The 14,424-nt window shown below is 36.6% G+C and carries 14 protein-coding genes; 7 read left to right on the top strand and 7 right to left on the bottom strand.

The window, feature by feature from the left end; translation table 11 throughout:
- The first annotated feature begins 252 nt into the window (after positions 1 to 252).
- The 4 genes from ACXACQ_RS04060 (at position 253) to ACXACQ_RS04045 (ending at position 4,248) form a co-directional block, all read left to right on the top strand.
- Positions 253 to 1,131, top strand: coding sequence for a patatin-like phospholipase family protein (locus tag ACXACQ_RS04060; protein ID WP_474974647.1), 879 nt, complete (start codon positions 253 to 255; stop codon positions 1,129 to 1,131).
- Positions 1,097 to 1,672 carry a class I SAM-dependent methyltransferase gene (locus ACXACQ_RS04055; RefSeq protein ID WP_474974646.1) on the top strand — a complete coding sequence of 192 codons (576 nt, stop codon included), beginning with the start codon at positions 1,097 to 1,099 and terminating at the stop codon, positions 1,670 to 1,672. Before ACXACQ_RS04060 ends, ACXACQ_RS04055 begins: the two co-directional genes overlap by 35 nt.
- A 117-nt stretch (positions 1,673 to 1,789) precedes the next feature.
- The gene (locus ACXACQ_RS04050; RefSeq protein ID WP_474974645.1) at positions 1,790 to 2,680 is read left to right on the top strand and encodes an ABC transporter ATP-binding protein; all 891 of its coding nucleotides are present in this window, start codon (positions 1,790 to 1,792) and stop codon (positions 2,678 to 2,680) included.
- Positions 2,677 to 4,248, top strand: coding sequence for an ABC transporter permease/substrate-binding protein (locus ACXACQ_RS04045; RefSeq protein ID WP_474974644.1), 1,572 nt, complete (start codon positions 2,677 to 2,679; stop codon positions 4,246 to 4,248). The genes ACXACQ_RS04050 and ACXACQ_RS04045 overlap by 4 nt, the downstream gene beginning before the upstream one ends.
- Before the next feature lie 18 nt (positions 4,249 to 4,266).
- On the opposite strand, the gene ACXACQ_RS04040 is transcribed toward ACXACQ_RS04045, so the two are convergent.
- Positions 4,267 to 5,379: a tetratricopeptide repeat protein gene (locus ACXACQ_RS04040; protein WP_474974643.1), complete on the bottom strand. Its 1,113-nt coding sequence runs from the start codon at positions 5,377 to 5,379 to the stop codon at positions 4,267 to 4,269.
- A gap of 76 nt (positions 5,380 to 5,455) precedes the next feature.
- Positions 5,456 to 6,085 carry a 2OG-Fe(II) oxygenase gene (locus ACXACQ_RS04035; RefSeq protein WP_474974642.1) on the bottom strand — a complete coding sequence of 210 codons (630 nt, stop codon included), beginning with the start codon at positions 6,083 to 6,085 and terminating at the stop codon, positions 5,456 to 5,458.
- Positions 6,086 to 6,222: 137 nt separating this feature from the next.
- Here ACXACQ_RS04035 and ACXACQ_RS04030 point away from each other — a divergent pair, with 137 nt between their 5' ends.
- Together ACXACQ_RS04030 and ACXACQ_RS04025 are read left to right on the top strand one after the other, a co-directional pair.
- Positions 6,223 to 6,672, top strand: coding sequence for an LEA/WHy family protein (locus tag ACXACQ_RS04030; RefSeq protein WP_474974641.1), 450 nt, complete (start codon positions 6,223 to 6,225; stop codon positions 6,670 to 6,672).
- A gap of 64 nt (positions 6,673 to 6,736) precedes the next feature.
- Entirely contained in the window at positions 6,737 to 8,032 is a 1,296-nt protein-coding gene (locus ACXACQ_RS04025; protein ID WP_474974640.1) for a cyclic nucleotide-gated ion channel, read from the top strand.
- Here ACXACQ_RS04025 and ACXACQ_RS04020 read toward each other — a convergent pair.
- Entirely contained in the window at positions 8,029 to 8,700 is a 672-nt protein-coding gene (locus ACXACQ_RS04020; protein WP_474974639.1) for a uracil-DNA glycosylase family protein, read from the bottom strand. The two genes, ACXACQ_RS04025 and ACXACQ_RS04020, sit on opposite strands and share 4 nt — an antisense overlap.
- A gap of 326 nt (positions 8,701 to 9,026) precedes the next feature.
- On the opposite strand from ACXACQ_RS04020, the gene ACXACQ_RS04015 reads away from it, so the two are divergent.
- Positions 9,027 to 9,632, top strand: a complete 606-nt coding sequence (locus ACXACQ_RS04015; protein ID WP_474974638.1) for a hypothetical protein — start codon at positions 9,027 to 9,029, stop codon at positions 9,630 to 9,632.
- Positions 9,633 to 9,772: 140 nt separating this feature from the next.
- Here the strand turns inward: ACXACQ_RS04015 and ACXACQ_RS04010 are convergent, their stop codons facing one another.
- From ACXACQ_RS04010 to ACXACQ_RS03995, 4 genes are read right to left on the bottom strand one after another with little or no spacing between them, the layout of a single operon-like run.
- Positions 9,773 to 11,347, bottom strand: a complete 1,575-nt coding sequence (locus ACXACQ_RS04010; RefSeq protein ID WP_474974637.1) for a DHA2 family efflux MFS transporter permease subunit — start codon at positions 11,345 to 11,347, stop codon at positions 9,773 to 9,775.
- A 9-nt stretch (positions 11,348 to 11,356) separates the two neighbouring features.
- Positions 11,357 to 12,454, bottom strand: a complete 1,098-nt coding sequence (locus tag ACXACQ_RS04005; RefSeq protein ID WP_474974636.1) for an HlyD family secretion protein — start codon at positions 12,452 to 12,454, stop codon at positions 11,357 to 11,359.
- A 15-nt stretch (positions 12,455 to 12,469) separates the two neighbouring features.
- Positions 12,470 to 13,798 (bottom strand): TolC family protein, encoded by a 1,329-nt coding sequence (locus ACXACQ_RS04000; RefSeq protein ID WP_474974635.1) that lies wholly within the window; start codon positions 13,796 to 13,798, stop codon positions 12,470 to 12,472.
- A 2-nt stretch (positions 13,799 to 13,800) separates the two neighbouring features.
- Positions 13,801 to 14,397 (bottom strand): TetR/AcrR family transcriptional regulator, encoded by a 597-nt coding sequence (locus ACXACQ_RS03995; protein WP_474974634.1) that lies wholly within the window; start codon positions 14,395 to 14,397, stop codon positions 13,801 to 13,803.
- Positions 14,398 to 14,424: the final 27 nt, after the last annotated feature.

Genomic DNA, 14,424 nt, shown 5'->3' with positions numbered 1-14,424 from the left:
TTACCTTGCAGTATAATTATTTGTAGTGTCATTTAATTTATAAGCTGAGGTATAAATCGCATTAAAGTACTATCTGAAGGCGTGTTTTTTAATGCTCATGTGAGTGTTTTCAGTATTTTAAGAATAGTACTTTTGTATAAGCCATATATGAATTAGGTTTTGGAATCATTTCAAAGTAATACAACTATATATTGTGTTTTCATTCATTACTGGTTAATTTAAAATTGTATTTAATTACTAATAAATTTAGATATGAGTAAGTCTGTTGCATTAGTATTGTCTAGTGGAGGAGCTCGTGGGTTAGCACATATTGGAGTAATAGAAGCATTGTTGGCAGAAGGGTATACAATTACTTCTATTGCGGGTAGCTCTATGGGGGCTGTGGTAGGAGCAGTTTATGCCGCGGGTAAATTAGAAGAGTATAAAGAGTGGGTCTCTAAATTTGAAAAAATTGATGTTTTCAAATTAATGGATTTTACATTAAGTACGCAGGGTTTCGTGAGGGGAGAAAAGGTGTTTAATGAGATGAAGAAGTTTATACCTGATTGTAATATTGAGGACTTGGGTATACCGCTGGCCGCTGTAGCCACGGATATTGTTAATAAACGAGAAGTGGTATTTAGGTCAGGCCGGTTGTTTGATGCATTAAGGGCATCAGCCTCTATCCCATCTATATTAAAGCCCGCTTATATTGATGGTGTGGAGCTGGTGGATGGCGGGGTGTTAAACCCTATACCCATTAGCTGTGTTAAGCGGCATGAAGGCGATATTGTGGTGGTATCGGATGTAAATGCTGCCACGCCATGTACAGTTGACAGTGAAGACCTAGAAGTGAAAAGTAGGTTTGCCCCTTTGATTGAGAAATGGAATAGCTTTTTTCCTAAAAACATGAATAAACCAAAGCGATTAAGTTACTTTGATTTAATTGCTAAATCTGTTGATTTAATGCAGGACCGAATTTCGGAATATATCATTGAAGAAAAAAAACCAGAAATTGTAATTCGGATTAGTAGAGAGACTTGCGGCACATTTGAATTTTATAGAAGTGCTCAATTGATAGAGTGCGGCCGAGTTAGTTTTTATAAAACCATAGAACATGCATTACACGGAGTTGAATCAGAAAGTAGGTAATGCTGACATTTACCTGCTAGACCAAATATTAAAAGGACAATTTGAAGGCTTGAAGCGCATTTTAGACGCAGGATGCGGTGAAGGAAGAAACCTTACTTATTTTCATAATAATGGTTATGACCTATATGGTATAGATAGCAATCCCATGGCTATAAAAATGCTGCACATGATGTATAAAGTCATTCCAAAAGACCACTTTTTAACCGGTAGGTTAGAAGCCCTGCCTTGGAAAGATGCTTTTTTTGACGGTATTATCTGCAGTGCCGTATTGCATTTTGCTCCAGATAGAGATGCATTTTTTTTAATGCTAAGTGAGCTAACTCGTGTGTTACAGCCAGGAGGTGTATTGTTTATAAGAATGGCTTCTACACTTGGTCTAAGCAATAATTCTATAGAAAATACAGAATTTCCATATCTCCTCACTCAGGAAGATATAAACGAAACATACGTGCGATTACCTCTAGTTAATTTAGAACCAGTAAAATCAGTTTTGGTAGAAGATAAGCGCTCTATGGTGTCTTGGGTTTTAAAAAAGAGTTAGTGTAAATATCACGTTAGTTGGTATTTAAGAAATGCCAAAATTTAAATATTCAATAGCCATCTTATGTAGGGTGGTTATTATTTTTTTAGGCCATTTTATAGTCCTAGTTTTACTTATATGATAGAAGTATCTGGGCTTACTAAGGTATACAACAACACTAAAGTTGTTGATGATGTATCGTTTCGAGTAGAGAAGGGGGAGATTCTGGTATTGTTAGGAACCAGCGGAAGTGGAAAGACAACTACCTTAAAAATGATCAACAAATTAGTAGATAGATCTTCAGGTCAAGTGATGATAGCGGGTAAAAACACTGATGATATCACCCCTTTTCATTTAAGAAGAAACATAGGTTATGTAATTCAAAATACCGGACTTTTTCCCCATTACACCATATTTCAGAATATAGCTACTGTACCTCACCTGCTAGGTTGGAAAACTGAAAAGGTCAATAATGTAGTTATTGAGTTGATGAAAACTATCAACCTTCCTCAAGAAATGCTGAAACGATATCCGGCACAGCTCAGTGGAGGACAACAACAGCGTGTAGGTATAGCCAGGGCTTTGGCTGCCGACCCAGATGTTATTTTGCTTGATGAGCCTTTTGGAGCGCTGGATCCAATCACCAGAGCTGACATTCAGCAAGAATTCAAAAAGTTGAATAGTAGCCTAAAAAAAACGATGGTGTTGGTTACTCATGATATTATGGAAGCGGTATTGCTGGGTGATAAAATTGCCATTATGAATAAAGGTAAAGTAATACAATTGGGGACCCCATTCGATATTGTGTTTAAGCCTAAAACTGAGTTTGTGAGAAAGTTTTTTGGTCAACAGCGCCTTCAATTAGAGCTGAATATCATTAAGGTTGACCAAGTGAATAGATTTATTCAAACCCATAAATACCAGGCTTCAGATAGTCAGAAGACCATAGCCGAATACCTTCAGGAAAATGAAACTACAGATTTATTAGAGACTTACTTGAGTAACCGCGATAAAATGTTTAATCAATGAATGAAGAAGGGCTAAGTAATTTTCTTGAATTTATCGTTTCTCATAAGTTAGATATTCTAACCCAAATTTGGGAGCATTTATACCTTACTCTAACATCTCTATTTATAGCTATTGTCATTGGGGTTTCAACGGGCATTTTTATAAGTAGAAATAGGCGTTTTGCTTCTTCTGTATTGAGCTTTGTTAATGCCATGCAGACTATTCCTAGTGTGGCTCTACTAGGTTTCTTGCTGCCATTTCTTGGTATAGGGGTTTTGCCTGCAATTGTGGCTTTATTTCTTTATGCTCTTTTGCCTATAGTTAGAAATACCTACACAGGAATTGCCGAAATAGATGCTTCCATAAAAGAAGCAGCAAAGGGTATGGGCATGTCACCAATGCAAGTGCTAGGAAGAGTGGAGTTGCCATTGGCTATGCCTGTAATATTTGCAGGAATAAGAACAGCTTTTGTAATTAATGTAGGAGTAGCTACGCTATGTGCATTGATAGCAGCAGGAGGGTTGGGTGAGTTTATTTTTCGTGGGCTAAGTACAAATAATCCATATATGATTCTTGCAGGAGCTGTGCCCGCAGCTGTAATGGCTTTATTATTTGACGCGTTAATGGCATATGTTCAGCGCCATATTTTTAAGCTGATAAAACCATTGTTAATTATTGCTGCTACGCTGTTAATAGCTGTAGTTTCTTTTAATATTTTAACAATTTTCAATACGCCTAGTAAGTTGGTGGCAGGTTTTCCATCAGAGTTTATAGAAAGAGGTGATGGTTATCAGGGGTTGAAGTCCATTTATAATTTAGATTTAGAGGTAAAGGAAATGGAAATAGGGCTCATGTATGGAGCTGTAAAGAATAAAAATGTAGACGTAATTAGTGGCTTCTCTACAGATGGTAGAATAAAAGCGTTTCATTTAAAAGTGCTTGATGATGATAAAAATTACTTTCCGCCTTATCAGGCAGCACCAATTATTAATCAAAAATCTTTAAAGCAATTCCCTCAGGTTAAATCAGTATTGAATAAGCTGGCAGGTAAAATATCAGATGAAGAAATGACCTTAATGAATTTTAAGGTAGATGAAGAGCATGCTGACATCAGGCAAGTGGCTCAGGAATTTCTTAAGGCAAAAGGCTTTAAGGTAAACATGGAGAAAACCGGAGAGCCGGATATAATCATAGGCTCTAAAAACTTTACCGAGAGCTATATTTTGGCCAATATTTTTAAATGTATAATTGAAAACTATACTCCTTATACTGCCGGCTTGAAATTGGGTTTTGGAGGAACTAAACTTTTATTTGATGCTTTACAAAAAGGAGATGTTGATATTTATCCTGAATATACGGGCACAGGGCTATTAGTGATTTTAAAAGATATTGAAAACAATGACGTGTTATACAAAAAGGAAGAAGTGTATAATTATGTGAAAAAAGAATTCTCTAATCAATTAGGAGTTGAATGGCTATCGCCTTTAGGTTTTAATAACACATTTGCACTAATGATGCGAGAAGATAGGGCTGCCGAACTAGGCATAAAGCAAATAAGTGATCTGGTCAGGATAGAAAAAAAACCTTAGTATACTAAGGCTTTTCATTTATTTGCAGTTTTCTTTAATCGCGCTTTTTGCATCAGGAGAACCTAGATCCTTTGCAGTGTTTAAGTCCATACACCCATCATAGTTGTCTCCTTTTTGAATTTTGGCTAAACCCCTTTGTAAAAAAGTTTCAGGGTCAGTAGGAAATAGCTCTATAGAATAAGAATAGTCTTCAATAGCTCCTTGATAGTCTTCCGTGGCAGCCTTTGCTAGAGCTCTATTATCATAATATACCGGGTTGTAAGGATCCATTTCAATAGCGGTGTTATAATCACTAATTGCCTCCTCATTTTTCTTTAACTGATATTTTACTACCCCACGTAAGTTGTAGGTGTCAGGGTCTTCATCAAAAAGCTCTATTGATTTATTGTAATCAGCTAATGCACCTTCATAATCTTCCATGGTGCTTTTGGCCAAGGCCCTGTTTTCATATTTTACAGGGTCTTCAGCATCCATTTCAATGGCTTTGTCATAGTCTTTTAGTGCTTCTTCTACCCTATCAATATTGTACTTGGCTACACCTCTGTAGCTGTAAACATCCGGGTCAGAAGGATCAAGCTCTAATGACTTATTATAATCATCAATGGCACTTAAATATTCTTCTAGCTCAGCTTTAATAACGGCACGATTAAAATAGTTGTCAGCATTTTTAGGATCTAACTCTATAGATTTTGAAAAATCGAAAAATGCGCCTTCTAAATCTTCGAGGTTATATTTGGCAAAAGCCCTGTTACTATATGCTGAAGCAGATTTGGAATCGAACTTAATGGCCTTGTCAAAGTCAGCTATGGCGCTTTCATCATCGCCTAAGTTAAATTTAGCCTCTCCCCTGTGGTTGAAGGCATCTGCATAAGTAGAATCTTTCTCTAATGCCAGAGTATAATCACTTATAGCACCATAAAAATCCCCCAATTCGTTTTTAGCTTGTCCGCGCAGGTCATAAGCTACCTTATTATCAGTATTTTGTTTTATAGCTGATGAAAAGCTTTGTATAGCTTCTTTATATTTATCGCTTTCCATCTGCTTTTTCCCATTTTCTATGGCCTGATTTGCAGATTGGGCAAAAGAAAACAAAGGAAATAAAGTAATAGTAATTGCAGCGATGAGTTTCATAAATAAGTAGTTTATGTATTTATTCAAATATAAAGGCATTTCAATCAAAATAGTTACAGTAAAGGCTTATTTCATTTTAATCAACTATAAAACCTAACCCAATAGGCCTGTTTAACATCCATCCCGTGAGACTGTAACGGTGCTTTTGAGATAGCAATACTTCATGTTCCACTAACTCACTTCTGAAACATGCCAATTTTCCTGCCGTAGGGGTTACGTCCAGCACGCCATCTTTAAGGTAAACACGAAGCTCTCCCCCATCTCCGGGTTGCCAGTTTTCGTTAAGATAACATATAAACGATATTTTTCTTGAGCCATCTCCTTTAAACTGATCCAAGTGTCTTTTATAAAAAGATTTAGGAGGATAGATGGTGAAATGACACTCATAATCTCTTATGCCCAAGTAACATGTTTGGTTAAGATAATCTTTGAGGGAGTTGATCTTCTCTAAGTATAACTTTGTAGCTGGCAGGGCAGTTTCCTTGTCAATCCATTTGATATAATCTCCCCTGATTTCACTTACTAGCTGGAAGTCATCGTGCTGACCTATTCCAGCCTTTTTAAAATTTTCTTGCTCACGGTGAAATTCAAACACCTCACGAATATTTCTAACTTCTTCTGCAGAGAGGAAATTATCAATAATAGCATAGTTATTAGTTGAAAGTTCGTCAGCTGCGAACTCTAACCAATCTTTAGTTATATTCATTTAAAACTAATAAGTAGGGCAAATGTAAGTGATAGTTAGAAAATAATTTGGTATGATTATAGTTAAAATATTAGGCTTTATACTGTAACTATTTTTCTAGCTATCTTCGTAAGATAAGAATGCTTTAACACAAGTTGATGATGAGATATTTTTTAATAATTATACTTTCTGTGAGTCTGTTTTTTGGTTGTAAAAGACCAAGCGAGGCTCCCGTTTTTAAGAGAATTAGTAATATAGAAGTAACCAAGATTACCGGTAAGCAGGCCTACCTCAATGCCGATGCTTATTTTTATAACCCTAATGATGTTAAGATGAGGCTTAAGAAAGTAGAGGTGGATGTTTCTGTTGAGGGGCAGAAAATAGGTACAATCAATCATTCGTTAAATACCAAAATTCCTGCAGAATCTGAATTTAAAATTCCTGTTGATGCCACATTCGATATGGGTAAAATGGGCTTTTTAAATAGTATTATAAGCATATTAGGAGGGAAAAAAGTAAAAGTGCATTATAGTGGTTTTGTGAAAGTGAGTTTACACGGTATTCCGGTAAAAGTACCTATAGAGTATGATAACGAAGTGAGGATATAGCCCCATTTTTGCTGATAAACAAAACGTTAATGGTAAATATTCAATAGCTTTTTTATTTTAAGGGATGTTTAAAAATCTTGATGGCAGCATATTTTTTGTAATATGGAATATCATACTTGCTTTAGGTGCAGCCATACTAGCTGTGCTTAAGCCTCTGGATATGGTTTTCTATATTCAAGATGATATGAACTATATGTTTTGGTATTGGGTGGCCAATGTTATTTTTATTTTGGACATTCCTATCAGTTGGCTTCAGCGAGAGTTTATAAAAGACGATTTTCTGTTGGCAGATAAATCAGTAACCAAAAACTACTTACACAGGTGGATGATTCTTGATATTCTCTTGGCGTTTCCGTATGGTTTATTTATCCCCAATGTATTTATTAGGTTATTTAGGGTGCTAAAGCTATTAAAAGTAGGGGCGCTGATGCGTTACTATGTAGCTAAAGAGGTGAAGTATAGCAGTACTCTTACTATAACATTCTTTACTTACTGGTTTGTAATAGCAGCCCACTGGCTTACTTGCGGGTGGTTGGCACTCCGTGGTGTTGAGTACAACGAAAACATTTTTGGTAATTATCTGAAGGCCCTTTATTGGGTAAGTACTACTTTAACTACTGTTGGTTATGGAGATATTACGCCCAACACCAATGCACAATATATCTATGCTATTATTTTGCAGGTGATGGGGGTGGGCGTATTTGGTTATGTTATTGGTAATATCGCTGGATTTTTAACCAGAAAAGATCCTGCTACTGTCAGGTATTTCGAAAATATAGATAAACTCTCTGCGCTGGTCCGTTATAGAAATATAAGCAAAGGTTTACAAAAGAGGATTCATTACTATTATACTTATCAGTGGAGAAAGAGACTAGGTTATGATGAATCTACTTTTTTAGATGGGCTGCCTCATAATTTGCAGAGAGAACTCTCTCTACAACTCAAAAGGGACGCAATAGAAAAGATATCTCTATTTAAAGAAGCATCGGAAGGGTTTAAAACAGAAATTGCTATGCATTTAAGCCCAGTGGTATTAACGCAAGACCAGGTGCTTTTTGAAGAAGGAGATAAAGCCGATGGCATGTATTTTATACTTAGCGGAGAGCTGATAGCATTAGATGGTAGTCGGCAAAAGGTATTTAGTCATTTCAAGCCAGGAGCTTTTATTGGCGAAATAGCATTATTCGAAAATAAGACCCGAACGGCCACTATTATGGCTAAGGAGTATACTGATTTATATAAGTTATCAAGGGTGCATTTTGATGATATAATTCATAAATACCCCAGTATAGCAGAGCGCATTAAAGAAGAAGCCACAAGAAGGAATGCCGAAAACATAAGGCATAATAAAGAAATTTAAATCGCCTCTGTCAGCATTTTTTTATATTGATCTATAAATTCATCTTTCCTTTTTAGCCGATATTGCATCACCCATCTAGGGTGTGGCAAGGGCCTTATTTCCTTAAATAAGTTGTGCTTTTTATTGAGCTTTTTTAGGTAAGCGATGTTTTTGCCCATACCTAAACTAAAGGCTATTGGTTTAGCCCCGAAGGCTATCTGTTTGCGCATTTCTTCTACCATGTACGATTCTATTTGATCTTGAAGCTCAGGAATGTCATAATAGTTTAGGTTTTTCCCATTCATAGTAAAACCTACTGGGCTTACAGAGGTGAAATAGAAGTTTTTATAAAAGTACTCGGAGCCACCCATATAATTGATAACATCATAAATAAACCTTGATGACAGTTCTGCCTTTGGAGTAAAGCTATTAGTTATGCCCAGTTCTTCCGCAAGCCTTATTGGGTCGGTAAATGGTATGCCTGTAGCTCCACTGCCAAATCTTCCAGGGTTTATGCCTATTAAGAATACCCTGTCATTGTTGTCATCAAAGTATTTGTTGTAAAACTGTTGAAGTATGCTTTTGACCTCCGTCTCTTTAAATGGATATAAAACCTCTACTCCATCAGGTAGGTTTTGGGGTACTTGCAAAGCGGTATAGTATGCTAAAATTTTAGATCCGTAGCTCATAGTACAAAATTAATAAACTTGAAATAGAATAATCATGGTCATATCATTTTAGCGGCTTTTGGCAATCAATGTTTAAACATTCTACGATGAAATAGAAGTAAATGATAAAAAAATGACGTTAATCAGGAAAAAAAATTCTTCTATTTTAATCTCGATATTTCTCTGATACTCACAAGTTTAAATTCTGTTGCAAAAATGATTTTTCTCATTTCAATCGAATTTATTTCCATTTGGGAATAAAATATTTCCACTTATCACTTAAAATTTTAATTTTGCAACCGATTTCGGGGGTCACCGTTAAATCAAACAGGTCAAACAACAACAAAATGAAAGTATTACAAACAACGCTAGCAGCAGTGCTATTAGCTACTGCTGTATCTTTTTCTAATCAAGCGGAGGCAAACACAATAGAGCCGACAAAGAAGCAAAATGTCGCTATTGTAAAAAGTACAGCCTCTACTTACAAGCTCGTTTATTTGAAATCTGCACCAGGTAAGGTGAAAATCAACATTCTTAATGATAAGAATGAAATCATTTATACTCAAAAAGTGAAGAATGTTGAAGGTTTTGCTCAGGATTTCAACTTTACTACTTTACCTAAAGGGGAGTATACTTTTGAGATTATTCACCCAGATGGTTTAAGAGAAACCAAGCATGTAAGCTATTTAGATGTCACTTCAAAGGGCATGTTTAAAGCAGATGTATTGGATATAGACGAGCAAGGAAAATATAGGTTAGCCGTAATTAAAAATGACGGTAGGCCGGTTAATATCACTGTTTACAATCACGAGAATGAGATTATTCATGAAGAGACGGTAAAAGTAGATGGTGGTTTTAGAAGGGTTTATGATTTAGGAAGCCTTTCTGCATCTTCTGATTACAAATTTGTAGTAACAGACGATGCCCATAGTTTAGAACTGTTTACGCAGTAATATAAATAGTAAATTGTTTTGTTTAGGTTATAAAGCTGTCAGGGTGGTTCCTGGCAGCTTTTTTATTTAATGCGTGTGGCAAAAGAAAAGGCCACCCATCCTTCTGGGTAGCCTTGACCAATTATACAAAAACGAATGAATTAATGTACATCTGCAGGTACTGTACTGTTTTTCCCTGCTTTTAAGAATAATACTATTGGGGCGCATACTAAAAAGAATAGTCCTATGTATAGGAAAACGTCCATATAGCTTAATAAAGAAGCCTGTTTAAGGGCTGTTACCTCTAGTAGCTGATAAGCTTTTTTCAGTGCTAAATCTGGTGAAAAACCAGCGCTTATAAAGTTTCTTTTAAAAGCTTCTAACCTTTGTTGAAGTAAAGGGTCATACGGGCTATAGTTTTTAATTAGATCAGCACGGTACGAAAAGGTACTTCTATTGATATAAGTACTGATGAGTGCTATACCAAATGAACCTCCGAGCTGCCTTACCATACCTGTAAAAGCTGCACCTTCTGCTATTTCTTTTCCTTTTAATGTGGAGAGTGCTAAAGTGGTAATAGGTACGAATAATAATCCTAAACCAACACCTCTAACCATCAATAGCCAGAAAAAGTCGTTTTCTCCGGTCATGGGGGTTAATACATTGTGTGAAAACAAACAGAAGCCAAAGAAGATTAAAAACCCTACTGATACTAAATATTTTTGTTTTACTCCGCTCTGTAGCAGTTTTCCTACTATAGGCATCATAAAGGCCGTTACTATTGACCCAGGTACCAAAAGAAGTCCTGCCTGAAAGGCCGTCCATCCTAATATAGATTGTGTAAATAATGGGATTATGAAAGTTGATCCATATAAACCAAATCCTAGAATAAACGTAAATATTGTGCCTACAGCTAAGTTTTTATCTTTCAATACCCGTAATTCAATTACTGGGTTTTTTACCGTAAGCTCACGCCATATTAATAAGTAAAAACCTAAGAATGCACTTATTGATAATGTAACGATAAGCGGGTCTGCAAACCAATCGTGCTCCTGCCCTTTTTCTACTACATACTGTAATGATCCTACACCTACTACAAGGAAAATAATACCCCACCAGTCGATTTCGGAAGCCTTACGCTTACCGCCATAGTTAGGGCTTTTCACATAACTTATGGTAAGTAATGTGGCTACAATTCCTACAGGTATATTAATGTAGAATATATATGGCCAAGAGTAGTTGTCTACAATATAACCACCAAGTGGAGGACCTAAGGTAGGTCCTACAATTACACCCATACCATATAACGCTTGAGCCATACCTCTTTTTTCCGGAGGGTAAGCTTCTGTTATAATGGTTTGTGAGGTTACTAATAATGCTCCACCTCCAAGCCCTTGGATAAACCTAAAGGCTACCAGTTCCCACATGTTTGTGGCGTTACCACATAAAAATGAACAAACTGTAAATACAATTATAGAGGCGGCAAAATAGTTCTTCCTTCCGAATTGCTGAGATAACCAGCTAGTGAGAGGTACCATTATTACGTTGGCAATGGCATAGGAAGTTACTACCCACCCTACATCGTTAAGGGTAGCTCCTAAGTTACCTTTCATTTCATTAAGGGCTACGTTTACAATGGTGGTGTCAATAATTTCCAACAGTGCACACGTAATCGCAGTAATGGTAATGATAACCCTCCTGAATCCGTACTCTACTGTGCTATTTTCTTCTAGCATATGAAAATGTTAGTCTAATGCTACTTCCACTACTACATTCATTCCTGCACGTAGTTGGTTAACATGTTCTTGCTTTTTGTCAAAAATGATCTTTACAGGTACTCTTTGTACAACTTTTACGAAGTTACCTGTAGCGTTATCTGGAGGTAGTAAAGAGAATTTAGCTCCAGTTGCAGCTGCTATAGATTGTATTTTACCCGTAAAACCAAAATCAGGATAGGCATCAACAGATATTTCCACTTCTTGCCCAGGCTTCATTTTAGTAAGCTGTGTCTCTTTAAAATTAGCTACTACCCAGTTTTCACCCTCTTCTACTATGGCAAAAAGAGATTGTCCTGCTTGTACAAACTGGCCAACTTCAATGTTTTTCTGAGATACCACACCGTCAATAGGTGAAGTAATAATTGTATATGAAAGTTGGAGTTTGGCTAAGTCTAATTCAGCTTTTCTAATAGCCACGTTAGATTTAGCTACATCTATGTTGTTGTTTGATACCTTGGTGGTAGATTGGCTTGCCGATCTTTGGCTCGCTGCTACTGACTTTTGTCTTTGAAGTACGTCTAACCTTTTTTCTGCAGCATCTTTGGCCGCTTTTGCTCTATCAAATTGCTGTTGTGTGATAGAGTGCTCTTTAATAAGGTTTGAGTATCTTTTAAAGTCTTGTTCTGCTTGCCATAGGTCTACTTTAGCTGCTTCTATGTTAGCTTGTACTGCTGCTACATTAGCGCTAGATGCCATTTCATTAGCTTTGCTAGTGCCCACACTTGATTTAGAAACCTCAAGATTGGCTACTGCATTGTCATAAGCGGCTTGAGCTTGAGATACTCTTAGCTGGTAATCATCCGACTCTAAAATTACTAAGGTATCACCCTTCTTCACTTTTTTATTGTCGTCAATGTAAATGGCCTCAATGTACCCCGATGCTTTAGGAATAACTGGGCTAATGTCACTTTCTATTTGTGCATCTTCAGTCTCTTCATAGTGTAAGCTATGTATAAACTTGAAAATCCCAAATACGATACCTATAAGTACAATTCCGGCAAATATTATAGGGAAAAACTTATTCCCTTTTTTACCTTGGGTTGTATTTTCTGTTGATGTACTCATTTCTGTAAATAGTAATTATTTAGTGGTGATAAATTCGTTATTAAGTAAACCTGTGTCTTTTATAAGCTGGTAGTAACTGATTTTTGCATCTGCTTTTGCATTGAGTTCATTTACTTGTGCTTGTAATTTTTGAACTTCAGCATCTAGCAGGTCAGTTAATAAACTCACGCTGTTTTCATAGCTATTTTTAGTCATTCTATAGTTTTCTGTAGCCTGACTGGTAGCTATTTTTAAAGTTTGTAGTTGCTTTAAATTGGTGTTGTAATTGGCATAATCAGCAAACACGGCCTTTTTTATGTCGTCTTTTTTGACCTCACTCATTTGGTAGGCCTGCTCTGACTGCGACTGAGCTTGTTGAATTTTGTGTTTTGCTTCGAATAAGCCCGTAAGGCTATATTTTAAACCCACACCTACATTTACCGCATTGGTGATGGTGACCAAACCAGGTATGTCTGCATTTACGTAGCCAGCTGTTAAAGCTAAAGATGGATAGTAAGTGCCTTTGGCAATTTTTACTCCCGTTTCAGCAGCTTCTCTTTGGCTTTGTATGGACTTAAGGTCGCTTCTTTCTTCCTGAGCAGTATTTAAGTAATAAGTTGCTTCATTAATAGAAGTAAATACTTCAGCCATGTTAGTAGTGTCAATGCCCAGCTTGGTGCCTTCTTCTATGCCTAATAATATATTTAAATCATAGTTAGCTATGGCGATGCTGTTATTTACATCTAAAAGTGTTAGCTCTATGTTAGACTGTTGAAGCTCTGCTTTTAGCAGGTCATTTCTGGTCAAAATACCATTCTTCTCTTGGTTGCTGAATATTTTAACCCTTTCATGAGCTTGCTTTAAGCTCTCTTCTACCACGTGTTTAGTAGAAAGTAGTTTGTAGTAGTTATAGTACGCAGATATGATGTTGAACACCACTTCTTCTTTTTCATTCTCAGCATCTAGTTCACTTGCTTTTTTAAGGTATTCTGCAGATTTAACTGAGTTTCTGATTTGAAAACCGTTAAAAATAGGTAGTGATGCAGATGCCATGCCGTATGTTACTTGGTTTACGTCAGGTGTGCCACCTCCTTCTCCAGTGTCTCCTCCAATATCCGTTTTAATGGTAGGTGTATTTACTCTCAAATGAGAAGCAGATATGCCTACTTCAGGGTATTGGCCAAATTTCGTTTGCGATAGTTTCGCGCTTTCTTCTTTAATCTTGGCGTTGGCAATTTTGAGCGATTTGCTGTTTTCAAGCCCTAACTCTACTGCCTTGTTAAGATTAATCGATATACTATCTTGCGCACTTAGCTTATAACTTGCCAGTGCTGTTAGTACAATGAATAACAACTTTTTTTTCATGCTTATCTTACTAAAAGATGATCGAGTATTAAATTTTTCAAATGTATTTTTATGCGATTAGAAAATTCTTCTCCTTGAGATTCTTCGTTGGCTTCTAGGGCACGTACAATGCGGGTTTTGCTGCATTGAGATATGCTGCCAAATAGTGTCATTAGGGTCAGGTTGATATCAATATCAGTCCTGAACACACCTTGGTTTTGGCCTAGGTTAATAACATCCTTGATTACAGACCAGTTGCCTTGGAGTAACTTTATGATCCTATCGTGCAATTCGGGGCGCTGTTCATAGGCTAGTTCCTGATGAATAAGGCTATGAAACTGTCTATTCTTATAAATTTTATCTACATACAAATCGATAGTGGATTGTATCATTACTACGGGATCACTGCCTTGTTTATGTATGTCTTCAATTTGTGAGCGTGTGTAGGTAGTAGATCGCTCTATAATTGCTTCCAACAGATTTTCTTTCGAGCCAAAATAATATGAGATCATGGCAACGTTAACTTCTGCCTTTTGAGCTATGCTTCGCACGGAGGTTCCATCAAACCCGTACTCCATAAAGAGCGTTTGGGCAGCATCTAAAATTTTATTCTTCGACATAGCTTATTGTTTATTAAGGCGCAAAAC

It is taken from the genome of Fulvivirga sp. AWR4_260 (genome assembly GCF_056158185.1).
The sequence above is the reverse complement of the archived record's forward strand: the minus strand, read 5'-3'. Positions and strand labels throughout refer to the sequence as shown.

Excerpts from the sequence above, each read along its gene's own strand:
- ACXACQ_RS04030 (WP_474974641.1), top strand. The coding sequence starts at position 6,223 with ATGATGAGATATTTTTTAATAATTATACTTTCTGTGAGTCTGTTTTTT.
- ACXACQ_RS04040 (WP_474974643.1), bottom strand. The coding sequence starts at position 5,379 with ATGAAACTCATCGCTGCAATTACTATTACTTTATTTCCTTTGTTTTCT.
- ACXACQ_RS04010 (WP_474974637.1), bottom strand. The coding sequence starts at position 11,347 with ATGCTAGAAGAAAATAGCACAGTAGAGTACGGATTCAGGAGGGTTATC.
- ACXACQ_RS04025 (WP_474974640.1), top strand. The coding sequence starts at position 6,737 with ATGTTTAAAAATCTTGATGGCAGCATATTTTTTGTAATATGGAATATC.
- ACXACQ_RS04020 (WP_474974639.1), bottom strand. The coding sequence starts at position 8,700 with ATGAGCTACGGATCTAAAATTTTAGCATACTATACCGCTTTGCAAGTA.
- ACXACQ_RS04050 (WP_474974645.1), top strand. The coding sequence starts at position 1,790 with ATGATAGAAGTATCTGGGCTTACTAAGGTATACAACAACACTAAAGTT.
- ACXACQ_RS04035 (WP_474974642.1), bottom strand. The coding sequence starts at position 6,085 with ATGAATATAACTAAAGATTGGTTAGAGTTCGCAGCTGACGAACTTTCA.
- ACXACQ_RS03995 (WP_474974634.1), bottom strand. The coding sequence starts at position 14,397 with ATGTCGAAGAATAAAATTTTAGATGCTGCCCAAACGCTCTTTATGGAG.
- ACXACQ_RS04015 (WP_474974638.1), top strand. The coding sequence starts at position 9,027 with ATGAAAGTATTACAAACAACGCTAGCAGCAGTGCTATTAGCTACTGCT.
- ACXACQ_RS04055 (WP_474974646.1), top strand. The coding sequence starts at position 1,097 with ATGCATTACACGGAGTTGAATCAGAAAGTAGGTAATGCTGACATTTAC.
- ACXACQ_RS04005 (WP_474974636.1), bottom strand. The coding sequence starts at position 12,454 with ATGAGTACATCAACAGAAAATACAACCCAAGGTAAAAAAGGGAATAAG.
- ACXACQ_RS04000 (WP_474974635.1), bottom strand. The coding sequence starts at position 13,798 with ATGAAAAAAAAGTTGTTATTCATTGTACTAACAGCACTGGCAAGTTAT.
- ACXACQ_RS04045 (WP_474974644.1), top strand. The coding sequence starts at position 2,677 with ATGAATGAAGAAGGGCTAAGTAATTTTCTTGAATTTATCGTTTCTCAT.
- ACXACQ_RS04060 (WP_474974647.1), top strand. The coding sequence starts at position 253 with ATGAGTAAGTCTGTTGCATTAGTATTGTCTAGTGGAGGAGCTCGTGGG.